24 protein-coding genes and 3 tRNA genes are annotated in these 24,356 nt (G+C 57.8%); 7 read left to right on the top strand and 20 right to left on the bottom strand.

Translation table 11 applies throughout. From position 1 onward, the window contains the following. The 3 genes from AFK67_RS03170 to AFK67_RS03160 all read right to left on the bottom strand — a co-directional run bounded on the left by AFK67_RS03170 (position 1) and on the right by AFK67_RS03160 (position 2,691). Positions 1-666, bottom strand: coding sequence for an ABC transporter ATP-binding protein (locus tag AFK67_RS03170; protein ID WP_007716517.1), 666 nt, complete (start codon positions 664-666; stop codon positions 1-3). Continuing rightward, positions 663-1,439: an ABC transporter permease gene (locus tag AFK67_RS03165; RefSeq protein ID WP_007716518.1), complete on the bottom strand. Its 777-nt coding sequence runs from the start codon at positions 1,437-1,439 to the stop codon at positions 663-665. Before AFK67_RS03165 ends, AFK67_RS03170 begins: the two co-directional genes overlap by 4 nt. A 337-nt stretch (positions 1,440-1,776) precedes the next feature. Further along, positions 1,777-2,691: a LysR family transcriptional regulator gene (locus tag AFK67_RS03160; RefSeq protein WP_007716519.1), complete on the bottom strand. Its 915-nt coding sequence runs from the start codon at positions 2,689-2,691 to the stop codon at positions 1,777-1,779. Between the two features lie 120 nt (positions 2,692-2,811). Here AFK67_RS03160 and AFK67_RS03155 point away from each other — a divergent pair, with 120 nt between their 5' ends. Continuing rightward, complete coding sequence (locus tag AFK67_RS03155) at positions 2,812-3,813, top strand: zinc-binding alcohol dehydrogenase family protein (RefSeq protein ID WP_007716520.1); 1,002 nt, start codon at positions 2,812-2,814, stop codon at positions 3,811-3,813. A 110-nt stretch (positions 3,814-3,923) separates the two neighbouring features. On the opposite strand, the gene nadR is transcribed toward AFK67_RS03155, so the two are convergent. The 3 genes from nadR to serB form a co-directional block, all read right to left on the bottom strand. After that, positions 3,924-5,156: a multifunctional transcriptional regulator/nicotinamide-nucleotide adenylyltransferase/ribosylnicotinamide kinase NadR gene (gene nadR / locus AFK67_RS03150; protein ID WP_032966833.1), complete on the bottom strand. Its 1,233-nt coding sequence runs from the start codon at positions 5,154-5,156 to the stop codon at positions 3,924-3,926. Positions 5,157-5,300: 144 nt separating this feature from the next. Next, positions 5,301-6,683: a DNA repair protein RadA gene (radA, locus tag AFK67_RS03145; protein WP_038884831.1), complete on the bottom strand. Its 1,383-nt coding sequence runs from the start codon at positions 6,681-6,683 to the stop codon at positions 5,301-5,303. Positions 6,684-6,694: 11 nt separating this feature from the next. After that, entirely contained in the window at positions 6,695-7,666 is a 972-nt protein-coding gene (serB, locus tag AFK67_RS03140) for a phosphoserine phosphatase (RefSeq protein ID WP_032966835.1), read from the bottom strand. 106 nt (positions 7,667-7,772) lie between these two features. Here serB and AFK67_RS03135 point away from each other — a divergent pair, with 106 nt between their 5' ends. Together AFK67_RS03135 and lplA are read left to right on the top strand one after the other, a co-directional pair. After that, the gene (locus AFK67_RS03135; RefSeq protein WP_032966838.1) at positions 7,773-8,435 is read left to right on the top strand and encodes a YtjB family periplasmic protein; all 663 of its coding nucleotides are present in this window, start codon (positions 7,773-7,775) and stop codon (positions 8,433-8,435) included. Between the two features lie 48 nt (positions 8,436-8,483). After that, on the top strand, positions 8,484-9,500 hold the full coding sequence (gene lplA / locus AFK67_RS03130) for a lipoate--protein ligase (RefSeq protein ID WP_032966840.1): 1,017 nt from the start codon (positions 8,484-8,486) through the stop codon (positions 9,498-9,500). A 214-nt stretch (positions 9,501-9,714) separates the two neighbouring features. Here lplA and deoD read toward each other — a convergent pair whose 3' ends face one another. From deoD to AFK67_RS03070, 13 genes are all read right to left on the bottom strand, one after another. Further along, on the bottom strand, positions 9,715-10,434 hold the full coding sequence (gene deoD, locus AFK67_RS03125; protein ID WP_007712219.1) for a purine-nucleoside phosphorylase: 720 nt from the start codon (positions 10,432-10,434) through the stop codon (positions 9,715-9,717). Between the two features lie 124 nt (positions 10,435-10,558). Next, entirely contained in the window at positions 10,559-11,782 is a 1,224-nt protein-coding gene (gene deoB, locus AFK67_RS03120; protein ID WP_007712221.1) for a phosphopentomutase, read from the bottom strand. A gap of 52 nt (positions 11,783-11,834) precedes the next feature. Then, on the bottom strand, positions 11,835-13,157 hold the full coding sequence (gene deoA / locus AFK67_RS03115) for a thymidine phosphorylase (RefSeq protein WP_007712224.1): 1,323 nt from the start codon (positions 13,155-13,157) through the stop codon (positions 11,835-11,837). 104 nt (positions 13,158-13,261) lie between these two features. After that, complete coding sequence (gene deoC, locus AFK67_RS03110; protein ID WP_007712227.1) at positions 13,262-14,041, bottom strand: deoxyribose-phosphate aldolase; 780 nt, start codon at positions 14,039-14,041, stop codon at positions 13,262-13,264. 337 nt (positions 14,042-14,378) lie between these two features. After that, positions 14,379-15,656: a NupC/NupG family nucleoside CNT transporter gene (locus AFK67_RS03105; protein ID WP_007712230.1), complete on the bottom strand. Its 1,278-nt coding sequence runs from the start codon at positions 15,654-15,656 to the stop codon at positions 14,379-14,381. Between the two features lie 102 nt (positions 15,657-15,758). Continuing rightward, positions 15,759-16,565 carry a metal-dependent hydrolase gene (locus tag AFK67_RS03100; RefSeq protein WP_007712233.1) on the bottom strand — a complete coding sequence of 269 codons (807 nt, stop codon included), beginning with the start codon at positions 16,563-16,565 and terminating at the stop codon, positions 15,759-15,761. Next, positions 16,562-17,701 (bottom strand): patatin-like phospholipase family protein, encoded by a 1,140-nt coding sequence (locus tag AFK67_RS03095; RefSeq protein WP_007712235.1) that lies wholly within the window; start codon positions 17,699-17,701, stop codon positions 16,562-16,564. The genes AFK67_RS03100 and AFK67_RS03095 overlap by 4 nt, the downstream gene beginning before the upstream one ends. 114 nt (positions 17,702-17,815) lie before the next feature. Next, entirely contained in the window at positions 17,816-17,977 is a 162-nt protein-coding gene (locus AFK67_RS21500; protein ID WP_002437547.1) for a DUF1328 domain-containing protein, read from the bottom strand. Between the two features lie 127 nt (positions 17,978-18,104). Beyond that, on the bottom strand, positions 18,105-18,719 hold the full coding sequence (gene osmY / locus AFK67_RS03090) for a molecular chaperone OsmY (protein WP_007755115.1): 615 nt from the start codon (positions 18,717-18,719) through the stop codon (positions 18,105-18,107). 411 nt (positions 18,720-19,130) lie between these two features. Next, entirely contained in the window at positions 19,131-20,720 is a 1,590-nt protein-coding gene (prfC, locus tag AFK67_RS03085; RefSeq protein ID WP_032966421.1) for a peptide chain release factor 3, read from the bottom strand. Positions 20,721-20,813: 93 nt separating this feature from the next. Beyond that, positions 20,814-21,491, bottom strand: coding sequence for a pyrimidine 5'-nucleotidase (gene yjjG / locus AFK67_RS03080; protein WP_007712239.1), 678 nt, complete (start codon positions 21,489-21,491; stop codon positions 20,814-20,816). A gap of 20 nt (positions 21,492-21,511) precedes the next feature. Beyond that, positions 21,512-21,955, bottom strand: a complete 444-nt coding sequence (gene rimI / locus AFK67_RS03075) for a ribosomal protein S18-alanine N-acetyltransferase (protein WP_032966424.1) — start codon at positions 21,953-21,955, stop codon at positions 21,512-21,514. Continuing rightward, positions 21,924-22,334: a DNA polymerase III subunit psi gene (locus AFK67_RS03070; RefSeq protein WP_007712241.1), complete on the bottom strand. Its 411-nt coding sequence runs from the start codon at positions 22,332-22,334 to the stop codon at positions 21,924-21,926. Before AFK67_RS03070 ends, rimI begins: the two co-directional genes overlap by 32 nt. 105 nt (positions 22,335-22,439) lie before the next feature. Here AFK67_RS03070 and rsmC point away from each other — a divergent pair, with 105 nt between their 5' ends. From rsmC to AFK67_RS03050, 4 genes are all read left to right on the top strand, one after another. After that, positions 22,440-23,468 carry a 16S rRNA (guanine(1207)-N(2))-methyltransferase RsmC gene (gene rsmC / locus AFK67_RS03065; protein WP_007712242.1) on the top strand — a complete coding sequence of 343 codons (1,029 nt, stop codon included), beginning with the start codon at positions 22,440-22,442 and terminating at the stop codon, positions 23,466-23,468. A 130-nt stretch (positions 23,469-23,598) separates the two neighbouring features. Beyond that, positions 23,599-23,684, top strand: a tRNA-Leu gene (locus tag AFK67_RS03060). A gap of 32 nt (positions 23,685-23,716) precedes the next feature. Continuing rightward, a tRNA-Leu gene (locus AFK67_RS03055) sits at positions 23,717-23,802 on the top strand. Between the two features lie 30 nt (positions 23,803-23,832). Then, positions 23,833-23,918, top strand: a tRNA-Leu gene (locus AFK67_RS03050). Between the two features lie 88 nt (positions 23,919-24,006). Here the strand turns inward: AFK67_RS03050 and AFK67_RS03045 are convergent. Continuing rightward, on the bottom strand, positions 24,007-24,288 hold the full coding sequence (locus AFK67_RS03045) for a DUF1435 domain-containing protein (RefSeq protein ID WP_032966426.1): 282 nt from the start codon (positions 24,286-24,288) through the stop codon (positions 24,007-24,009). Positions 24,289-24,356: the final 68 nt, after the last annotated feature.

Raw genomic sequence — 24,356 nt, 5'->3', positions numbered from 1 at the left:
TTACAGATTTTCCTGTGCCTTATAGGCATTAATGGCGTCATCGACATCGTCGTAATACTGAACGTGATTTTCCCGGCCTATAAACACCGCTGCATCGCAATAGTGCTTTAGGGAATTGAGGTTATGCGACACCATCAAAAAGCAGGCGTCGCGGTGGCGTTCTTCAAAGACCATTTCGCATTTTTTACGAAAGCTGGCGTCACCGACGGCGGTGACTTCATCCACCAGATAGTAATCAAACGTAAACGCCATGCTCAGGCCGAAACCGAGGCGCGCCTTCATGCCGGACGAGTACGCTTTGACTGGCATATCAAAGTACTTACCGAGCTCGGCAAAATCTTCGACAAACGCCACTTTCTGGCGCAGCGCCTCTTTCGTGGCATAGAGCCGTGCTACAAACTTGACGTTTTCCCGCCCGGTCAGGCTGCCCTGAAAACCGCCCGCCAGACCGACCGGCCAGGAGATAGTGGCGCGGGAGACAATCCGCCCGCTGTCCGGGTTATCTGTGCCGCCAATCATGCGCAGCAGCGTGGATTTCCCGGCGCCGTTGCGCCCGATTAACGCCACGCTCTGCCCCGCCGGGAGCGTCAGGTTGAGATCTTTAAACACATAGTGCCGCCCCGCGGGCGTGCGGTATGACTTTGTGAGGTTTTCGATATTTATCATGAGGTCAGCATCGCCTCTTCCTGATGACGATAAAGCGCAAGGCCGGTAAAAAGTACCACCAGCGTGCTGATGGCAAGGTATGTCAGGCTCGCGCCGTCGCTCTCATAGCTGGTCGCAAGCGTTTCCCGTGTGAGTTCAACCACATGCACCAGCGGATTCCATGCCACCCAGCGCTGATACTCCTGCGGAATGGTGTTAAGCGAATACATCACGCAGGAGATGAAATAGAGCGGGCGCGTCAGCAGCGGCAGAAATTTCTCCGCCTCCGGAAACGCGCTGCTGATGACCATGAAAATCAGCCCGGTACCGAAAGAGAAAATAACCAGACAGCCCCAGACGCAAAATAGCGTTAACAGATGCGAGCAGGTAAATATCTCGCCCATCATTGCCAGCATCGCGAGCAATAGCAGATAAACCGCGATATAAATCCCCGCCTCCAGCAGCGTTCTGGCGATTATCGTATCAACGGGCTTTACCGGACGATAATTAAAAAGCCCCTGATTCGCCTCAATGGCATTAACAGAACGCCCCGTAATATGGCTAAAAATAAAATAGGGAATAATGCCGCTTAGCAGAAATACCGGAAAAGAGATATCCGGCAGGGTTCGTTCCATGACAAAATCCAGAACAAACAGCAGAATAGCGAGATGCAGTAAGGGTTCAAGCAAGGCCCAGCCGTAACCGAGGCGGAACTTGCCGAAACGCGTTTTTATCTCCCTTAAAAAGAGCGCCAGCACGGTGGCGCGCTGAACAGCCAGTCCATGTCTTTTCATTTATCGTTCCTGATGACAGTGTTGCGAACAGGCTACCGCCGTGGGATATACCCATAGCCGTGGCGAGGCGCGCTTCCGCTGTCGTAAAAAGAGCAACGCACGCGGGCTATCGCTCGCGTGAATATAAACCGAGTTAATTAAAGCTCACGTATTATTTGCCGTAGTTATTAATGTCCATCATTACGGCAGCAGAAGGGCGTTACAATAATTCTGGCGCGTAAAATACCACAACGCATTATCTCCATAAATAACTTATGGCGGGTTTCTTTTTTTAGAGCGTGTGTTTTTCTGATTTTTATTTATCTTTTTTTATCCGTTTTAATACCAGAAATAACTACTATGAGTCTGAAATCGTCATTTTGTCGTAAAAACGGGTAACGCCTTCATAGCCAAGTGCAAAATTGATATAGCTTACCAGCGCAGGCGAATTGAGCTTGCGCCCCGGATAAACCAGGTAGAGATCGTTGCCGGTGACGGTCCATTCCGGCAGAACACTGACCAGCGCGCCCTGCCGGAGCGTGTCGTCCAGTAAGAACGCGGGCAGCAGCGTGATCCCCGCCCCGGCCAGCGCGCTTTCGCGGGCGTAGAGCAAATTATCGGTCTGGTGCATGTGATTGAGATGACAGCGGTAGAGCTCGCGGTCGCGCTGGAGTAGCCATTCGGTCCAGGCTCGGTGCACCACGACTCGGTGCTCTACCAGTTGCGACGGGTGCGTAAGTGTCGGGTAACGCGAGAGATAGCCAGGCGAGGCGAGCAGATAACGCGGGCAATGGCCGATTTTACGGCCAATCAGCGAGGAGTCCTGAGGCTTGCCGGTGCGCAGCGCCACGTCAAAGCCTTCCATGACCAGATCCCGCACGTCGTCAGAGATAAAGACCTCCAGCGTGATATCGGGGTATTTCGTGAGAAACTCCGCATTCATGCGCGCGAGCAGCGTCGCGCCGATGCCCGCCGGGCTGGTAATGCGCAGCCTACCGCTGGGGTTGTCGCGAAGCCGCTGGACGGCAAGATCCGCGCGTTCGCTGGCATCCAGCATTTCGCGACAGTGCACCAGATAGTGCTCGCCAGCAAACGTCAGGCTCAGCTTACGCGTGGTGCGATTGAGCAGCCGCAGCCCGACGTGCGCCTCAAGCTGGCTGATGCGCTGGCTGACGCTTGATTTCGGCAGTCCCGCTTTCTGCGCCGCCGCCGTGAAACTGCCGGTTTCCGCGACCAGCGCGAAGAGCGCCATATCCTGCAGATGCTTAAACATGATTGTTCATCTCTCACGAACACGCCGTTCTGGATTGTCCATCTTATCACCCCCATTCAGCTCGCATAGACTACATTCAACACAACACGCTCTGAACGCACTCTGCATAAGGAATACACCATGTCTGTTAAAGCGATTGCCGTTAACCCGGATGCGCCGGAAAGCTTTATTGAAGTCACCCAGCCGATGCCGCAGCCTGGCGACTACGATCTGCTGGTCGAAGTGAAAGCGGTTTCTATCAACCCGGTCGATACCAAAGTCCACGCCAGCCTGCAAAAAAACGGCCTCCAGGAACCGCGCGTGCTGGGCTGGGACGCGAGCGGCATCGTGACTGCCATGGGCAGCAAGGTCAGCGGTTTTAAGGCGGGCGATGAAGTCTATTACGCCGGCGATATTACCCGTCCGGGCAGCAACGCCAGCCATCAGTTGATCGACGCCCGCATCGTGGGCCATAAACCGCGCACGCTCTCCTGGGCCGCTGCCGCGGCTATCCCGCTGACGGCGCTGACCGCGTGGGAAGGATTATTCGAGCGGCTGAATATTCAGGACGCAGGAGAAGATAAAACGCTGCTGATTATCGGCGGCGCGGGCGGCGTAGGGTCGCTGGCTATCCCGTTCGCGCGTCTGCGCAGCAAAGTGAAAATTATCGCCACCGCCTCACGTGAAGATTCGGCGCAGTGGTGCCGGGATCGCGGCGCGGATCTGGTGGTGAACTATCGGGATCTACCGGGTGAACTGGCGCAACACGACATTAAATTTGTCGATTACATTTTTATTCTGAATGATACCGACGGCCACTGGGCGGCGGTAAGCCAGCTTATCGCGCCGCAGGGGCATATTTGCAGCATCGTCGAAAACGCGCACCCGCTGGATCAGGACGCGCTGAAATCGAAATCGGCCGCGCTGCACTGGGAATTTATGTATACCCGCAGCATGTATCAGACCGCTGATATGGCGCGCCAGGGCGAGATCCTGAACGAGGTCGCAAAGCTGGTAGAGGCAGGCGAAGTTGAAAGCGCGCTGAGTGAGACATTCCACGGGCTGAGCGTTGAGAGCATCACCAACGCACACCGTAAAGTGTTGGAAGGCCATATGCGCGGCAAAGTGGTGGTGGCGTTTTAATCGCGACGCTGGCGGGTGCGCTGCGCTTACCCGCCCTGCACTGAACTGAGCTTACGGATAGTCATAGGGTGGGTAAGCGTAGCGCACCCACCTTCTATACGATGAAAAAACTACGCCTGCTCACCCATCAGCTGCTTCACGAGCTCCACGCAGCGCAGAAAACGCGAATCGTAATCCGGCTCCTCGACATGCACATACTCGATATTATTTTCCTCGAGCATCGACACCAGCAGCGACTGAAACTCCTTGCGATCCACTGAACTGCCGAGGCTTCGCAGCCCGTCCGCCACCCACGGCGTATTGTTCTCCAGCAGGATGACCAGGTCGAAGCGGTACTCATCCACCAGCGCCTGCACAAACGGATGCTCGCGCCCTTCGTACTTCTTACAGAACGCCTGCGTGGTGACAAAATCGGTGTCGACAAAGGCCACTTTATTGGCGTACTTCACCGCAAAATCAATATATTGCGCATGGCCGAGCGCGATTTTGTCGTAGTCGGAATATTGCAGCGCCATCTCGTCGCCGCCCAGATGCGAGAACACATAATCGCGGCCATATTCCCAGGCGCTGGTGGTGTTGAAGATATTGGCGAGCTTGTTCACCAGCATCGATTTCCCGCTCGACTCGCCGCCGAGGATAGCCACCGTGCGCACAAAAAACGGCTTCACTTCGGTAGGAATGTATTCCCAGTAGCGGAACGGGTTGGCACGGATTTGCGCGCCGCTGATATTCATAAAGGTGCGCTTCGGGTCGATAATCACGGTCTCGATGCCGAGATGTTCGCGATACTGCGGCGCGTCAGCCTCTTCGGAGGTATAGATGGTATCGGGCTCAATGCCCTTCTCTGCCATAAACGCGGTGATCCCTTCGCTCCAGACATCCCAGCCGTGCGGGTACGGCTCCATGCCCTCTTCATTAAACGCATGAATACGGATGTTTTTCTGGTATTTGAAGGTTTGCAGCAGCCAGCGCAGGCGGTCGCTGATGGTGGGCTGTTGCGACATCGCGCTCTCTTCGAACAGCGTGCGGTCGCGCTTTTCGTCGTAGCCCATAATGATGTGCAGCTCATCGACCTGGCTACAGGCGCGCTGGATGAGATAAATATGGCCGGTGTGTAGCGGATAAAACTTGCCGAACACAACGCCGACGCGCTTCTGACGGCGCGGGAACTCAAGGCCCAGAAAACGGTGCAGCGCTTCGAGCTTCTGCGCGCTGGGACTTTTGATTTTGGCGTTGAGCAGCTGGCTTAAATAGCCTTTAGTCATGCCGCAGGCCGCCGCTACCTGTTGTAAGGTGCAGCCCTTTTGACGGATCGCGTTTTTAAGATAGTCGAATGACAAGATGCGCTGCCTCCTGCAATTACCCTGTATCTGTCGAGCTGCGGGGGCGCGGGCGGGTTTCCGGCCTTACGTCAGTAAGATCAGGACTCCCCGTTCGCGGCCGCCCGCAAGGCGGCTAGTGTGGGTAATAACCCATTGAATAATTAATTATAAGTCGTCAAAGACAGTTAGCGCATCCGCAAGCTTTTTAACACCGAAAATTTGCATGCCTTCCGGCACTTTTTTCGGCACGTTGGCGGCGGGCACGATGGCGCGACGAAAACCGTGTTTCGCCGCTTCGGAGATACGCTCCTGGCCGCTCGGCACCGGGCGAATTTCCCCCGCGAGGCCGACCTCGCCAAACACGACGAGATCCTGCGGCAGCGGACGGTCGCGCAGGCTCGATACCATCGCCAGTAGCAGCGCCAGGTCCGCGCTGGTCTCGGTGACTTTCACCCCGCCGACCACGTTGACGAATACATCCTGATCGGCCATTTGCAGACCGCCGTGGCGGTGCAACACCGCGAGGAGAATGGCGAGACGGTTCTGTTCAAGACCCACCGCCACGCGTCTGGGGTTGCCCATCATCGACTGATCCACCAGCGCCTGGATCTCCACCAGCAGCGGGCGCGTGCCTTCCCAGACCACCATTACCGAGCTGCCGGAGGTCACTTCATCGCCGCGACTTAAGAAAATCGCCGACGGGTTGCTGACTTCGCGCAGCCCCTGTTCCGTCATCGCGAAGACGCCCAGCTCATTCACCGCGCCGAAGCGGTTTTTATGGCTGCGCAGCGTGCGAAAACGCGAATCGGCATCGCCATCGAGCAGCACCGAACAGTCGATGCAGTGTTCGAGCACTTTCGGCCCCGCCAGCGAGCCGTCTTTGGTCACATGACCGACCATGACAATCGCCACGCCGCGAGTTTTGGCGAAACGCGTCAGGTAGGCGGCGGTTTCACGCACCTGCGCGACGCTGCCCGGCGACGACTGGACATCCGCCATGTGCATCACCTGAATGGAGTCGATAACCATCAGCTTCGGCTGCTCTTCTTCGGCGATAAGGCAGATCTGCTCGATGCTGGTTTCCGAGAGCATGTTGAGATTGGTGGTCGGCAGGCCCAGACGGTGCGCGCGCATCGCCACCTGTTGCAGCGACTCCTCGCCGGTGACATAGAGCGTTTTCATCTGCTCGCCGAGCTTGCAGAGCGTTTGCAGCAGCAGCGTCGATTTCCCGGCGCCCGGGTTGCCGCCAATCAGAATGGCGCTGCCCGGCACCACGCCGCCGCCGAGCACGCGGTCGAATTCTTTAAAGCCGGTCGAAAAGCGCGGCAGTTCTTCCAGGCTTATCTCAGAGAGCTTCTGCACTTTGGCTACGCCCGCGTTGCCCGCATAGCCGGAGAGACGTTCATTGCGCGCCGCTTGCGGCGAGGCGGCGAGACGCACCTCGGTGATGGTATTCCAGGCATGACAGGCGCTGCACTGCCCCTGCCAGCGCGGATAATCCGCACCACACTCGTTACAGACAAATGCGCGTTTTGGAGCTTTCGCCACCTTTTACCTCTTTATTTCGGATTCAGGCTGCCGGAGAGGATACAGAAAACCCCCATCAGATCAGCGTGACGGATTGTGATTTCCGTCTTTTCATTCACTTTCGGTTTGGCGTGGTAGGCAATGCCCAGCCCCGCGGTCTGGATCATCGGCAGGTCGTTGGCGCCGTCGCCAATCGCCACGGTCTGGCCTGCCGGGATCGCGTATTTTTCAGCGAGACGCTGTAAGGTTTGCGCCTTGAAGCGGGCGTCAACAATCTGCCCGGTGACGTCGCCGGTCAGCCGACCGTTTTCCACCGCCAGTTCATTGGCGACCACATCGTCCAGGTGGAGTTTGTCCTGCAGATATTGCGCGAAGTAAGTAAAACCGCCGGAGGCGATAGCCACTTTCCAGCCCAGCGCGTGCAGTTTCAGCACCAGCGAGGTCAGGCCCGGCATCAGCGGCAGCACGTCGCGTACCTGGCGCAGAATATCGGCGTCTGCGCCTTTTAGCGTGCCAACGCGCGCTTTCAGGCTGGCGGTGAAATCCAGCTCGCCGCGCATGGCGCGCTCGGTCACTTCCGCCACTTCGTCGCCGGTTCCGGCAAGCTTCGCGATTTCATCAATGCATTCGATCTGGATAGCCGTGGAATCCATATCCATCACCAGCAGGCCGGGCGTTTTCAGATGCGGGATTTTACCGAGCGGCGCGACATCGAGGCCGGAATCATGCGCCAGACGCGTCGCGCGCGGCGTCAGCGAGCCCGCGAGACGGATCACCTGATAATCTTCCACGCACCACGCGTTGACGATAACCATCGCCGCGCCGAGCTTATGCTGATATTGGGTCAGACTTTGCTTATTTAAACCCCGTCCGTACAGGAGCCAGCCGCTTTGACCGGCGTGATAATCCAGCGGCATCACTTCGTCACCGCTTAAAGAAAGGGGCAATCCAGGCCAGAGAGAAACCTCATTCGGCAGGTCGCACCAGGTAAGACTGTTCGGCATTCAGGCTCCTGTAAATAGTATCGGGGCGGGACAAAACAACGCATGAGGCTACCTTGTCTGCGGCGCTTCTGGCAACATTAAGCTTCAAAATTTAAGCAGGTACTCTATGGCCCGGGCAAAACTCAAATTTCGGCTGCATCGCGCAGTGATTGTACTCATCTGTCTGGCGCTGCTGGTGGCGCTGATGCAGGGCGCGTCCTGGTTCAGCCAGAGCCATCAACAGTCCCGTAATATCCAGATGGAAGAGCTCGCCCGCACGCTGGCCCGCCAGGTGAGCTACAGCCTCGTGCCGCTGATCAAAGGCGAAAACCCGGATGAAAAGCGCGTAGGCGCGCTTCTGCGCCAGCTGACGGAAGAGAGCCGCGTTCTCGACGCCAGCGTCTATGACCAGCAGGGAGAACTTATCGCGCGCGCCGGTGAGAGCGTTAACGTGCGCGACCGGCTGGCGCTCGACGGGAAAAAGGCAGGCAGCTACTTTAACGAGCAGATCGTTCAGCCGGTGCAGGATAAAAGCGGGCCCATCGGTTACCTGCGTTTGACGCTCGACACGCACAGCCTGCCGACCGAAGCGCGCCAGGTCGATAACACCACCAATATTCTGCGCCTGATGATGCTGCTGGCGCTCGCCATCGGCATTGTGCTGACGCGCACGCTCCTGCAGGGCAAACGCACCCGCTGGCAGCAGTCGCCATTCCTGCTGACCGCCAGCAAATCGGTGCCCGAAGAAGAGAGCGAACCCGACGCGCCAGCGGACGACAAACGCGCGTGACACCGCGTGATACAATGGGCGTTTTTCAATGCTTAAGGGAAAACGCCCGTGTCCTCTCTACGCCTGCTTATTTCCGATTCTTACGATCCCTGGTTTAACCTGGCGGTGGAAGAGTGCATCTTCCGCCAGATGCCCGCCACCCAGCGCGTGCTGTTTCTTTGGCGCAACGCTGACACCGTCGTGATTGGCCGGGCGCAGAACCCGTGGAAAGAGTGCAACACCCGCCGCATGGAGGAAGATAACGTGCGTCTGGCCCGGCGCAGCAGCGGCGGCGGCGCGGTGTTCCACGATCTCGGCAACACCTGTTTCACCTTTATGGCGGGCAAGCCAGAGTATGACAAAAGCGTCTCCACGACGATTGTGATTAACGCGCTGGCGCAGCTTGGCGTGCAGGCGTCGGCCTCCGGGCGCAACGATTTAGTGGTGGAGACCGCCGAAGGGCCGCGCAAAATTTCCGGCTCCGCCTACCGCGAGACGATGGATCGCGGCTTCCACCACGGCACGCTGCTGCTGAACGCCGATTTAAGCCGACTGGCGAATTACCTGAACCCGGATAAGAAAAAGCTCCAGGCGAAAGGAATCACTTCCGTGCGCGGGCGCGTCGCCAACCTTAACGATTTCAGGCCGGGCATCACGCACGCCCAGGTGTGCGAGGCGGTGATGGACGCGTTTTTCGCCTATTACGGCGAGCATGTGTCCGCCGAGGTGATTTCACCCGACGCGTTCCCGGATTTGCCAGGATTTGCGCAAACGTTCGCCCGTCAGAGCAGCTGGGAGTGGAATTTCGGCCAGGCGCCCGCCTTTACGCATCAGCTGGACGAGCGTTTTGTCTGGGGCGGCGTGGAGCTGCATTTCGATGTGGAAAAAGGGCATATCACCCGCACTCAGCTGTTTACCGACAGCCTTAACCCCGCGCCGCTGGAGGCGCTGGCGAGCCGGTTGTCGGGCTGCGTGTATCAGGCCGACGCGTTGCAGCACACCTGCGAGGCGTTGGCCGCAGAATTTCCGGCGCAGGCGGCGGAGCTTCGCGAAGTGGGCGCGTGGATGGCGCAGGCGGTACGTTGAGTTAACGGGTGCGCTTACCCGCCCTACAAAACCTTTGCCCTGATGGCGGGCGCGCTGCGCTTACCCGTCCTGCAAAAACATCACTCTTTACGCGCGTAGGGCGGGTAAGCGTCAGCGCACCCGCCATTTCTTTTGGCTTTTAAAGCCACCCACCACGGCCAATAAAAAAGAGCGCCGCAGCGCCCTTTTCTTTTCACCTGATGCCAGCGAAAGCTTACGCTTTATCGCCCAGCAGCACGGATTCCAGCGCGATTTTGATCATGTCGTTAAACGTGGTCTGACGCTCTGCCGCGGTGGTCTGCTCATGGGTGCGGATATGGTCGGACACAGTGCAGATGGTCAGCGCTTTCGCGCCAAATTCCGCCGCCACGCCGTAGATGCCCGCCGCTTCCATTTCCACGCCCAGGATGCCGTATTTTTCCATCACGTCGAACATGGACGGGTCCGGCGTATAGAACAGGTCGGCGGAGAAGATGTTGCCGACGCGCGCGTCAACGCCCAGCGCTTTGGCCGCGTCAACCGCGTTACGTACCATGTCGAAATCCGCGATGGCTGCGAAATCGTGATCTTTGAAACGCAGACGGTTCACTTTAGAGTCGGTGCACGCGCCCATACCGATCACCACGTCACGCAGTTTCACATCGGCACGTACCGCACCGCAGGAGCCCACGCGAATGATTTTCTTCACGCCGAAATCGGTGATCAGCTCTTTGGTGTAGATGGAGCAGGACGGAATGCCCATGCCGTGGCCCATCACGGAAATTTTGCGGCCTTTGTAGGTACCGGTAAAGCCCAGCATGCCGCGCACGTTGTTTACTTCGCGCACGTCTTCGAGGAAAGTTTCTGCAATGTGTTTAGCGCGCAGCGGGTCGCCCGGCATCAGTACGACGTCTGCGAAATCACCCATCTCGGCGTTAATATGTGGGGTTGCCATCTTATTTTCCTTTTTAATCTTTTATCTCGCCGGGTGGCGGCTGCGCCTTACCCGGCCTGTATTCTGTGCTCCCTCTCACTGTGGAGAGGGTTGGGGTGAGGACATCTGGCCGCCCTCAATCCCTTTAGAACATCGCTTTGCCATATTCCATGTCAGACAGGCCAAAATATTTGGCGACGGTCTGGCCGATATCGGCAAACGTCTCGCGATGGCCGAGCGAGCCCGGTTTCACTTTCGGGCCGTAAACCAGCACCGGGATATGCTCACGGGTATGGTCGGTGCCTTTCCAGGTCGGGTCGCAGCCGTGGTCAGCGGTAAAGATGATGATGTCATCTTCGCCCACCAGCTCCAGCAGCTCCGGCAAGCGGCGGTCGAACAGCTCAAGGCCGCCCGCGTAGCCTGCGACATCGCGGCGATGGCCCCAGGAGGAGTCGAAATCCACGAAGTTGGTGAACACAATCGTGTTGTCGCCCGCTTCTTTCATCTCTTTGATGGTGGCGTCGAACAGCGCGTCCAGCCCGGTGGCTTTCACCTTTTTGGTGATGCCCATGTTGGCGTAGATATCCGCGATTTTACCGACGGAAACGACGTGACCGCCCTTCTCGTCCACCAGCTTTTTCAGCACCACCGGTGACGGCGGCTCGACCGCCAGGTCGTGACGGTTGCCGGTGCGCTGGAAGTTGCCCGCTTTATCGCCGATAAACGGACGCGCGATCACGCGACCAATGTTGTAGCCGCCTTCGGTCAGCTCTTCACGCGCGATTTCGCACAGCTCATAGAGTCTGTCCAGGCCGAACGTCTCTTCGTGGCAGGCAATCTGGAACACCGAGTCGGCAGAGGTATAGAAAATCGGCTTGCCGGTTTTCATATGCTCTTCGCCAAGTTCATCCAGAATCACCGTACCGGAAGAGTGGCAGTTGCCGAGGTAGCCCGGCAGGTTCGCGCGTTCCACCAGCTTGTCGAGCAGCTCCTGCGGGAAGCTGTTTTTCTCGTCGGTAAAGTAACCCCAGTCGAACAGGACCGGCACACCAGCGATTTCCCAGTGGCCTGACGGCGTATCTTTACCGGAAGAAAGCTCATGTGCCCAGGCGTAGGCGCCGGTGATTTCCGCATTGCCGTCCATCCCGGCAGGAATAAAGCCCGTCGCGCCTTCATGCGCTTTCGCAAGGCCCAGCTTTGTCAGATTCGGCAGATGCAGCGGGCCTTTACGGCCGATGTCCGCTTCACCTTTGGCGCAGGCCTCGGCGATGTGGCCGAGCGTATCGGAGCCCACGTCGCCGAAGCGTTCCGCGTCTTCCGTCGCGCCAATACCAAAGGAGTCCAGCACCATGATAAATGCACGTTTCATATTTTCTCCGTACCTTTTGCGCTGTAAAAAAGTGATCAGATCAGTATGCCACTTATTGGCTGATTCTGCGATAGACAACCGGTGACGCTTTCGCCGCCGTATCGTCAACCTTAATGGCCGCTTTTACCGCTGCCGCCGCTTCCTGCCAGCTCGCCTCGCTCTTCGCGTGGATGATGGCAAGCGGTCGTTCGCCGTCCACCTGCTCGCCGAGACGCGCCATATCGGTTAACCCGACGCTGTAATCAATGCTGTCGGACGCCTGACGACGACCGCCGCCCATCGACACCACCGCCATTCCGAGCGCGCGGGTATCCATCTCGGTAATAAACCCGCTGCGGTCGGCATAAACAGCTTTGCTGAGCGTGGCGGCAGGCAGATAGCGGTCGTAGTTTTCAACAAAGTCCGCCGGGCCATTTTGCGCGGCCACCATGCGGCCAAAGATTTCCGCCGCGCTGCCGTTATCCAGCACCCGCTGAAGTTTCGCGCGCGCCTCGGCGTCGTCTTTCGCGAGCCCGCCGGAGAGCAGCATCTCCACGCACAGCGCCATGGTGACGTCCAGCAGGCGCGGGTTGCGGTAATCGCCGGTGAGGAAGCGCACCGCTTCACGCACTTCCACCGCATTGCCTGCGCTTGAGGCCAGCACTTCATTCATGTCGGTCAGCAGCGCCGTGGTGCGCACGCCTGCGCCGTTAGCCACGCCGACAATCGCCTGCGCGAGCTCTTCAGAAAGCGCATAAGTGGGCATAAACGCCCCGCTGCCGACCTTCACGTCCATCACCAGCGCATCGAGCCCTTCGGCAAGTTTTTTCGCGAGGATCGAGGCGGTGATCAGTGGAATCGAATCGACCGTCGCCGTGATATCGCGCGTGGCGTAAAAGCGCTTATCCGCCGGCGCGAGCGAGTTGGTCTGGCCGATAATCGCGACGCCCACATTTTTAATAATGTCGCGAAAGCGATTATCGTCCGGGAAAATATCGAACCCCGGGATCGCTTCGAGTTTATCGAGCGTGCCGCCGGTATGGCCCAGTCCACGCCCGGAAATCATCGGAATATAGCCGCCGCACGCCGCCACCATTGGGCCGAGCATCAGCGACGTGACGTCGCCCACGCCGCCGGTGGAGTGTTTGTCCACGACCGGGCCATTCAGATTGAGGCTTTTCCAGTCCAGCACGGTGCCGGAATCACGCATCGCCATCGTCAGCGAGACTCGCTCCGGCATGGTCATGTCGTGAAAGAAAATGGTCATCGCCAGCGCGGCGATCTGTCCTTCGGAAACGGTATTGTCGCGAATGCCGTTAATAAAAAAGCGGATTTCGTCGTCGCTAAGCGCGTGGCCGTCGCGTTTTTTACGAATAATTTCCTGAGCGAGGAACACGATAACCCCCGTGAATTAGGGTGAATAATGGCGGGCAGCGCTACGGCTTGCCCGTATTACGATCCTGGGGCCTGACAGCGATGCGCTGTCAGGCGCAGAGCGGATTAATAGCTGCTGGCGCTTTTGCCGTCACCGTGGCCGAGCGCCTGTAACAGGCTTGCCAGCAGGCTGGAGGCGCCGAAGCGATAGTGGCGGGCATCCGCCCAGTCAGCGCCGAGCAGTTCGTCGGCAACCGCCAGGTATTTCGCTGCGTCTTCTGCGGTGCGCACGCCGCCTGCCGGTTTAAAGCCAACGGTTTTCGCCACGCCCATATCGCGGATCACTTCGAGCATAATGCGCGCGCTTTCCGGGGTCGCGTTAACCGGCACTTTACCGGTAGAGGTTTTAATGAAGTCTGCGCCAGCTTTGATGGAAATTTCAGACGCTTTGCGGATCAGCGCTTCTTCTTTCAGTTCGCCGGTTTCGATGATGACTTTCAGCAGCACGTTGGCCGCGGCGCAGGCCTCTTTACAGGCTTTCACCAGGTCAAAACCGACCTGCTCGTTGCCCGCCATCAGCGCGCGATACGGGAACACCACGTCCACTTCATCCGCGCCGTAAGCGATAGCCGCGCGGGTTTCCGCGAGCGCGATATCGATATCATCGTTGCCGTGCGGGAAGTTGGTCACGGTCGCGATACGGATATCCGGCGTGCCCTGTGCATTCAGCGTTTTGCGGGCAATCGGGATAAAGCGCGGGTAGATGCAGACGGCGGCAGTATTGCCCACCGGGGTTTTCGCCTGATGACACAATGCGATGACTTTCTCATTGGTGTCGTCGTCATTCAGGGTGGTAAGGTCCATCAGCTGCAGCGCACGCAGGCTGCTTTTGGTTAAATCGGTCATAACTTTCTCCAACAAAAAAATGCATCTCGGATGAGAAACTCAACACGTTGGAGCGGTCGTGGTTCCATGAAGAAGAGCGGCGTCGACCGCCGTCACGCTGAGATCCGTCTCACCGCACATCATTGCCATCAATGTTAAAATTCTAACACTGACGGGCGGAATGATTTTGTGCCTTGTTTCACAAATTACAAAGTAATGGTTGCATACTTTCAGCCATTATATGTGATTAACACAACATTATGACAGTCTGAAGCGCGCGCCGGACACAAAAAAGGCTGGCGCGAGGCCAGCCTGAATGTCACAGAAAATGTGAAAATAATAACATTTTCACACAGGGCTACAGCGCCAGAAACACACCGGCGATGGTCGCGCTCATGAGGTTCGAGAGCGTGCCGGCGGCAACGGCTTTTAGTCCGAGCTGCGCGACGTCATGACGTCGGCTGGGCGCCATGCTGCCAAGCCCGCCAATCAAAATGGCGATAGAAGAAAGGTTAGCAAATCCGCAGAGCGCGAAAGAAATAATCGCTTTGGTATGCGCCGAGAGCACCTGCAGACCGGCGGCCGCCACGGCGGCGTCATCTTTCAGGTATTCGCCGAAATTCATGTAGGCCACGAATTCGTTGATGATGAGCTTCTGGCCGATAAACGATCCCGCCACCATCGCCTCTTCCCACGGCACGCCAATCAGCCACGCCACCGGTGAGAATACCCAGCCCAGGATCAGCTGCAATGAGAGCTCCGGATGGTTAAACCAGCCGCCGATGCCGGAGAGCATGCCGTTCAGCAGAGCAATCAGCGCCACGAACGCCAGCAGCATCGCGCCGACGTTCAGCGCCAGCTGCATCCCGGCGGACGCGCCGGAGGCGGCAGCGTCCAGCACGTTCGACGGACGATCCGGATCGTGCTGCACGCGCTCAAGGTGCGGGGCATCGTTGGGTTGTTCGGTTTCCGGGATCATGATTTTCGCAAACAGCAGACCGCCGGGCGCCGCCATGAAAGAGGCGGCGATGAGGTATTCCAGCGGCACACCCATCTGGGCATAGCCCGCCAGTACTGACCCCGCAACAGACGCCAGCCCGCCGCACATCACCGCGAAGAGTTCCGAGCGGGTCATTGTCGCGATATAAGGACGCACCACCAGCGGCGCTTCGGTCTGACCGACAAAAATATTGGCGGTGGCTGAAAGCGATTCGGTACGGGAGGTTTTCAGCACTTTACGCAGCGCGCCGCCAAGCAGGCGGATAACCAGTTGCATAATGCCGAGGTAGTAAAGCACCGCAATCAGCGAGGAGAAAAAGACGATAACCGGCAGCACGCGCAGCGCGAAGATAAACCCGCCGCCGCCGAATACCTCGAACATTTTGTCCGACACCAGGCCGCCAAACAAAAACGAAATGCCGCTATTGCCGTAAGCGATGACATTCGCCACGCCTTCGGACATCGCCAGCAGCACTTTACGGCCCGCCGGCACGTAGAGCACCAGCGCCCCGATGGCAACCTGAATCAGCCAGGCGCCCGCGACGGTGCGCAGGTTTATCGCTTTACGGTTACTGGAAAGCGCGACGGCTATCGCAAGCAACGCCAACATTCCCACCAGCCCCATGAGTATTTGCATACAGTATCCCTGTGTAATGAGTGAATTATGAGTGTCCCGCGCGCGCAGGCGGGGCGATTTAACGACAGGGAATGAAGGTAAATCCAGACGCTTTACGCTTTTTTAAGCAACCGTGGATTTCCGGTCACATTTTAGGCGCGGGAAGAGCGTGCGGGTGTTTTCAAGAAGGGTATGGGCGATAACATCAGGCGGCTCGGGGCGCAGCTCGCACAGAACGTCAAACACACCGTTGACCCGCTCGGGACGGTTTGGCTGCCCTTGCCAGCCGTTAAGCGGCATATCTGGCGCGTCGGTTTCCAGAAGCAGCGCGGAAAGCGGCAGTCGCGCCATCACGTCACGGGTCTTCTGCGCACGCGGGTAGGTAATGGTGCCGCCCACACCGATGTAATAACCCAGCTCAATAAAGCGCTGCGCCTGTTGCAGACTGCCCGCGAAGCCGTGCACCACGCCGGTACAGGGCAGCGCGTGGCGCTTTAAGTGCATCGCGAGCTTATCGTGGGTGCGGCGCGAATGCAGAATGACCGGCAGTTCATAGCGCTTCGCGAGCCGCAACTGGGCGTCGAGGATAGCCTCCTGGCGTTCAAAAAGCGGGTTTTCCATGTAGAGATCGAGCCCGATTTCGCCTATCGCCACCAGTTTATCCGCCTGCCGCTGCAGATGATGCTCAAGCAGCGCCAGGCTTGCGTCATCATGGTTGCCGATAACAATCGGGTGCAGGCCGATGGCCGCCCACAGAGCCGGGTAGCGCGCGGCGAGCTCAAGCACGGTAGCAAAACGCGCCGCTTCAATCGCGGGCACGATGATGTGCTCAACGCCCGCCTCAGCGGCCTGCGCGAGGCTTACCGCCTCCGCGCCGGTAAAAGGCGGAAAATCGAAATGGCAGTGGGTGTCGATAAAGCGCCGCGTCATGCCAGATCCTCATCGTTAAACGTCGCGTCGTTCGCATGCTCGGTTTTCACCAGCGGCGCGTCGAACGCGTCGTTCGCGACCGTCGCAGGCGGCACCACGATGGTCGCCTCCGCAGCCACCGGCACCAGGATTTCAGCAGGCGCGGCCACGGTCGCTTCCGCCGGTACGGCGACAGGCAACACGGGCGGCATACGGTAGCGACGCAGCGGCGGCTTGCTGACCAGCAGCCTGCCGACCGTCGCCAGGAAATAGCGCCCGCACAGGCGGCCCAGCTTGTAATCTTCCATCAGCGCGGGCACGCGGCTGCCGAGCGCCATACTGGTGAGCGCGCGGGGCGGCGAAATTTCGAAAATGCGCAGTTTGCCGGGCGGCTTTTCGATAAATTCCTGAATCTCGCGGTAGGTGGTTTCGTGATGCTGCACCAGGTTCAGCAGCGGCTGAAGGCTGCTGTCGGTAAGCCAGCGTTCCATGCGTTTGAACCATTGCGGGGTGTAGAACGCCTGCGACGGCACGGTGCGGATGACCACAAGTGTAGTGGCGCCGAGGCGCGCCGCCTCCCGCACCGGAATGGCGTCGCTGACGCCGCCGTCGAAATAGTTCACGCCGTCGATATCGACGCCGGGGCGATAAAAACCAGGAATGGCGCTGGAGGCGCGCACGATATCAAGCCAGTTATTCTCCTGCGGCGCGAAATAGCCCGGCGAGAAGTCGTCACGGCGACAGGCGCACATATAAAACGCCTTGCCCGCCTCGAAAAGCCGCATCGCGTTGCCCATCTCAAGCGGCATACGCGCCGCAGTCGCCTCGTTCAGCCAGTCGAGATCGATAAGATTGCCGCCGCGCACGAAGCGCACCGGGTCAAAGAAATCGCGTGAGGTGGTAAAGCGGGTAATGACACGCCGCGCGTAACCCGGCTGGTTACAAACGTATGCCGAGAGGTTTTGCGCCCCGGCGGACGTGCCGAGAAAGAAATCGAACGGGTTAAATTGCGCGCGCATGAATTCGTCCAGCACGCCGGCTGTAAAGATCCCGCGCTGGCCGCCCCCTTCGCAGACAATCGCCAGCTTGCCGGGACGAAACGGTTTCACTGCCAGCGGCGCTATGTTGCCCGGCGTTACGGGAATTCGTTGTCCCACCCTGCTTTCCTGTTTTTATCCGTCGCGCGCCGCGCGAACGTTACCGATGCCATAAACGAGCAAAGCCAGTCACAGGGACTGGCTTTGCCGTCTGTCGGTTATCTTTTTATCACACTACGGGCGTCGACGACCCATAAAAAGGCTAACCAGGAACAGAATAATACCGACGACGAAAACGATCTTCGCTGCGCCTGCTGCGGTACCTGCCAGGCCACCAAAGCCCAGAGCGGCCGCAATCAACGCGATAACCAGAAAGATAATGCCCCAACGAAACATAAGACTCTCCTTTACCATAGTTAATCTTTATACCGCTTCTTAATGAACGCAGCGTCCACTGGCGGTGTTATCCAGCTATTATTGCTTCCCCTTTCTCCCGGCCGTAACCGGGAGAGCGGTTTGCCTGTTACGACTTCACTTTTAAATCGTTTTTCACGCTTTTCACGCCATCAATCGCTTTCGCGATGCTTTCAGCGCGCTGAGACTGTTTTTCAGACTCTACGGTACCGGAAAGCTGCACCACACCGTCGGTGGTTTCGACTTTCACATTACGCGAAGGCACGATGTCATCCGCCAGCAGTTTCGCTTTGATTTCGCTGGTGGTGGCCGCATCACCCGCATAACCTTTCACCGACGCGTCTTTACCGTCGCGAACGTGCAGCTTGTCGCTTACAGAAGCGACGCCCTCAACGCCTTTGGCGATTTTCACCGCTTCCTCGGCCTGGGCCTGGCTTTCTACAAAGCCGCTCAGCGTCACAACGCTTTTCTCGGTTTTCACAGAGATGTCGGTGCTCTTAATCTTTTCGTCATCTACCAGCGCCGCTTTCACTTTGGCAGTGATGGCGCTGTCATCCATGAAATTACCGACTTTATTCATAGAGCTATCGATTTTTTGCCCTGCACTATCCGCAGTGGATTTGGTGCTTTCAACGGCGGAGTTTTCTGCGAACGCAGAAGAGGACGCCATGACAGAACCCAACACAACAGCCAGCAGAGTTTTTGAAATCTTAGTCTTGTTCATCGATTCATTCCTGTGGTTTGCTCAGAATTTGAGCCGCAAGCCGCCACGTCAGCGGCTTTTCCTAACAGCAGGCATTCGCGCTGCTGATGAGTTATTCGCGCCGCACCGGTAAGGCATTATCAGAGGGTTAGTCAGACAGTCAGCCGTTACGTTGCGAAAACTCAGTTATTAATATGGCAATAATAACGTTTATGATGATGAATCACCGGGTTGGAAGCGCTTAACGGCATTTCATCCCGACGACAGCGTCATCATATTGTTAAATATAGATCAGGTTCGCAAAAACGCCTGGGCAGGGGCGGGAAAAATCGCCAAAACAGCTGTGAAAGCAGGAATTTAAGAACATTCCGCATCGCGGAAAAAAGGCGGGAAAGCAAGACAGGACGCGGCTTTGCCGCGTCCTGGAGGGGATTAGTGCTCGCGCGTTTTCCGGAAGGTCACATCCGGGTAACGCTCTTGCGTCAGGTTGAGGTTAACCATGGTCGGCGCGATGTACGTCAGGTTATCGCCGCCGTCCAGCGCCAGCTGGATCTCGTTCTTACGCTTGAACTCTTCAAATTTCTTCACGTCGTCGCACTCTACCCAGCGGGCCGTCGAGACGTTGACCGATTCGTAAATCGCCTCAACGCTGTACTCGGTTTTAAGACGCGACATGACCACGTCAAACTGAAGCACACCGACTGCGCCCACAATCAGGTCGTTGTTGGAGAGCGGACGGAACACCTGCACCGCGCCCTCTTCCGAAAGCTGGACCAGCCCTTTGAGCAGCTGTTTCTGCTTGAGCGGATCTTTCAGGCGGATACGGCGGAACAGTTCCGGGGCGAAGTTCGGGATACCGGTGAACTTCATGGATTCACCCTGGGTAAAGGTGTCGCCAATCTGAATGGTGCCGTGGTTATGCAGGCCGATGATGTCGCCCGGATACGCCTCTTCAACGTGCGAACGGTCGCCCGCCATGAAGGTCAGCGCGTCGGAGATGACGACATCTTTACCGGTGCGCACCTGGCGCAGCTTCATGCCCTTTTCATATTTACCGGACACCACACGCATAAACGCCACGCGGTCACGGTGTTTCGGGTCCATGTTGGCCTGGATCTTAAACACGAAGCCGGAGAATTTCTCCTCGCTCGCCTCGACCACGCGGCCATCGGTCTGACGCGGCATCGGCGCAGGCGCCCACTCCACGAGGCCGTCCAGCATATGATCGACGCCGAAGTTGCCAAGTGCGGTCCCGAAGAACACCGGTGTGATTTCGCCGCTCAGGAACAGTTCTTTATCGAACTCGTGCGAGGCACCTTTCACCAGCTCCAGCTCGTCGCGCAGTTGCGCAGCCAGCTCTTCGCCCACCGCCTTGTCGAGCTCCGGGTTATCGAGGCCTTTAACAATGCGCACTTCCTGAATCGTGTGGCCCTGCCCGGTCTGGTAGAGGTAGGTTTCGTCGTTATAAAGGTGGTAAACGCCTTTAAAGAGTTTGCCGCAGCCAATCGGCCAGGTGATCGGCGCGCAGGCGATCCGCAGCTCGCTTTCCACTTCATCCAGCAGTTCCATCGGGTCGCGGATGTCACGGTCGAGTTTGTTCATAAAGGTCAGGATCGGCGTGTCGCGCAGACGGGTAACTTCCATCAGCTTACGGGTACGATCCTCAACGCCTTTCGCGGCGTCGATAACCATCAGGCAGCAGTCCACCGCCGTCAGCGTGCGGTAGGTATCTTCCGAGAAGTCTTCGTGGCCGGGGGTGTCCAGCAGGTTGACGAGACAATCATGGTAAGGGAACTGCATCACGGAGGTGGTAATAGAAATACCACGCTGCTTTTCCATCTCCATCCAGTCCGATTTCGCGTGCTGGCTGGAGCCGCGGCCTTTTACCGTACCGGCAACCTGAATCGCCTGTCCGAACAGCAGCACCTTTTCGGTGATCGTCGTTTTACCGGCGTCCGGGTGCGAGATGATCGCGAAGGTGCGGCGCTTGGCCACCTCTTGCAAATAAGGAGACAACGTCATAATCAAAATCTTCTGTGTAAGCGCGCGGCCAGGCGCCACGCGGCGAGTGAGCGAAAAATGCGGCTATTTTACCCATCCGAAAGGGTCAGACAATCATTGTTTACACAGCAATTGCTCCAGTTCGCTTAATGAGGTGACCTGCCAGGTCGGAGCGATATCTTCCGGCAGCGTGCGGCCGTGGCTGTTCAGCCAGCAGGTGGCGAAGCCGGCGTTAATGCCGCCGAGAATATCGGACTCCGCGGTATCGCCCACCATCAGTACGCGCGAGCGGTCAGGATTGCCCATTTTCGCGAGCGCGTAGTCGAAGATTTCCGGCGCGGGCTTTGCGACGCCGACCTGTTCCGAGATAACCAGTAAGTCAAAATAGTCCCGAAATCCGGTGCGCTCAAGACGGATCTGCTGGAGCGCCGTAAAGCCGTTGGTGATAATGCCAAGCTTCACTTTGCCTTTCAGCGAGTCCAGCAAAGAGGCGGCCCCCGGCAGCGGCGCGCAGATCTCCGCCATCGCGTTTAAAAACGCGCTGTTCAGATCGCCCGCCGGTACGCTCAGACGGTCAGACCAGCCCTGAAAACGCTGGTGCTGAAGCTGCAGCGCGTTGATGGCGCCGTTCTGGTAATCGACCCACAGCGGTTTATTCACGGCCTGGTAGTCGTGATAGTCCTGTTCGGTAAAGGTCACGCTGTAGTCCAGGAACATGCGCTGCAGGCCGCCAAAGGCGTCGAAAGTAAACAGCGTTTCGTCAGCGTCAAAAAGAATCCAGTCCCACTTCATTACGTCACCTTTATTCAGTATTAACCCAGCGGCAAAGCCATGATGATGGCGTCTTCGCGCCCGTCAGGCGTCGGATAATAGTTGCGGCGCACGGTCGCCTCGTTAAAGCCCAGGCTTTCATATAACGCGCGCGCCGCGTGGTTGGACGCGCGAACTTCAAGCCAGAGCGTCAGCACATCGCGCTGCTCCAGCGCCACGATAAGATGCTCCAGCAGCGCTCGTCCCAGACCGCGGCGCTGAAACGCCGGGTCAACCGCGATATTAAACAGCGTGGCTTCATCCAGCACGACCTGGGTTATCGCGAAGGCGGCCATTACGCCGTCCACGTCGAGCCGCAGGTTCAGATAGCGTTCGCCCTGATTGCTGGCGAAGGTCTTTTCGCTCCACGGAAAGGCGTGAGCGCGCTGTTCAATCGCGAAAGCCGCCGCCAGATCAGCGGGCTGGAGTAAGGAAATCATCTTCATGCTCGCAAATTTGTTGCCAGAGATCGGCGCGTGCCGCGCCGCTGCGCTGTAGCGTTTCCAGCCCTGGCGTGACCAGCCGTGCGCCAGGCAGTTCAAGCGCCGCCTCGACGCCGAGGCACCAGCTGTTGCATTGGGCATCGTGCAGCATCGCCACGCGGTCAGGGGTGAGTTGCATCACCTGGTCGGCGTCGAGCGCCAGCGCGCGCAGCACATCTTTAATGAACGGCTGGCTCAGCGACGGCGGCTCGGCGGCCACCATGACCAGGCGGATATGAGAAGGCAGCACGATGGCGATTTCACCCAGCAGCGCGGCGGGGCGACGCAATACCCACTGGGTAATGCCCAGTTGCTGTAATCGCCAGTCTCGTCGGGATGTCATAGGGATGCCTGAATCAGTGCCGAAGGGGCGCAAATATAGCAAATCCGTCGAACATGCGCCAACAAACCACTATAATCGCCCCTCAAGTTTCCGAAGGAGTGTTTCATGTCTGGTTTTTCCCCGGCAAGCGAAGTTCTGCTGCGCCACAGTGATGATTTTACCGAAAGCCGCGTTCTGTTTGCCGGCGATATGCAGGATGACCTGCCTGCGCGTTTTGATACCGCGCAAAGCCGCGCGCATACGCAGCAGTTCCACCACTGGCAGGTGCTGAGCAAGCCGATGGGCGATAACGCGCGCTACGGCCTGGTGGCCGATGCCGATATCGTGGCGGACAGCGATACGCTTATCTACTACTGGCCTAAAAACAAACCCGAAGCGCAGTTCCAGCTGATGAACCTGCTGTCGCTGCTGCCCGTGGGCACTGATATTTTCGTCGTGGGCGAGAACCGCAGCGGCGTGCGCAGCGCCGAAGCGATGCTCGAAGAATACTGTCCGCTGAACAAAATCGACAGCGCGCGCCGCTGCGGGCTTTATCACGGCCGTCTCGAAAAGCAGCCAACCTTCAATCCTGACGGCTGGTGGGGCGAGTATGACGTTGACGGGCTGACCATCAAAACGTTGCCGGGCGTCTTCAGCCGCGACGGGCTGGATGTCGGCAGCGATCTCCTGCTCTCCACCCTCTCGCCGCACACGAAAGGCAAAGTGCTGGATGTCGGTTGCGGGACGGGCGTGCTGGCGGCAGTGCTGGCGAGCCATTCGCCGAAAGTGCGCCTGACCCTGTGCGACGTGAGCGCGCCAGCGGTGGAAGCGAGCCGCGCGACGCTTGCCGCGAACGGCTTTGAAGGCGAGGTCATCGCCAGCAACGTGTTCTCGGAAATTAAAGGTCGCTTCGACATGATTATCTCTAACCCGCCGTTCCACGACGGCATGGAGACCAGTTTTGAAGCCGCGCAGACGCTGATCCGCAGCGCCGTGCGCCACCTGAACATCGGCGGCGAGCTGCGTATCGTGGCGAACGCGTTTCTGCCGTACCCGAACGTGCTGGACGAAACCTTCGGCAACCACGAAGTGCTGGCGCAGACGGGTCGCTTTAAAGTTTACCGCGCCGTGATGGGTCGCAACGCGAAGCGTTAACGGTATTCATGCGAGAAATGCCGCTTTTTGCATCATTCAGAAAAGCGGCACGAAATTAAGTATTGACGAAGTCCAGAAAACATCTAGAATGCGCCTCCGTGGTTGCAATACTTCCCGGTATTGCTGGTATGCGAAGGTGGCGGAATTGGTAGACGCGCTAGCTTCAGGTGTTAGTGTCCTCTGGACGTGGGGGTTCAAGTCCCCCCCCTCGCACCAAAGACCACGCAAGAAAGTATCGCTCGCACTGCGCGAAGGTGGCGGAATTGGTAGACGCGCTAGCTTCAGGTGTTAGTGTCCTTCGGACGTGGGGGTTCAAGTCCCCCCCCTCGCACCAATGCGATGGCGATACGATAAAAGAGACAGTGCGAAGGTGGCGGAATTGGTAGACGCGCTAGCTTCAGGTGTTAGTGTCCTTCGGACGTGGGGGTTCAAGTCCCCCCCCTCGCACCACTTCTTTTATCTCTTCTTACTCTTCAGCCTTTCCTGCTTTTTCTTTATTATTTCCCTGCTTTCAAGCTTCAAGGTTCCAACCTTTGCGTTAATTCAGCGCTATGTGCAAGTGCGATACGATAAGCATTAAACCGCTGGCGAAAGCGATGCATGACGGCAGCAGGACATAATGCCGCAGACGCGGATGGTAGAGCATGCCGACCGTCGTCAGTAGCGCCAGCACAATGATCACCCGCCACTGCGCCCAGCTCAGCTCATTCCACGCCAGCATCGCCACCAGCGCCCCCGGCAAAAGGACAGCCCAACCACTTTCCAGTCGTCTGTACAACATCGTTTCGCCTCTCGTATCGATAATGATAACCAATATCATATGATATAAATTCTTATTTGTCAGCGGAAATAGATTTAGCGCTGCTTTACTTTGGTTAAGAGGTAATG

Source organism: Cronobacter dublinensis subsp. dublinensis LMG 23823 (genome assembly GCF_001277235.1).
GTDB lineage: Bacteria > Pseudomonadota > Gammaproteobacteria > Enterobacterales > Enterobacteriaceae > Cronobacter > Cronobacter dublinensis.
Note: the sequence above shows the minus strand (reverse complement) of the source record. Positions and strands in the feature narration are given on the sequence as shown.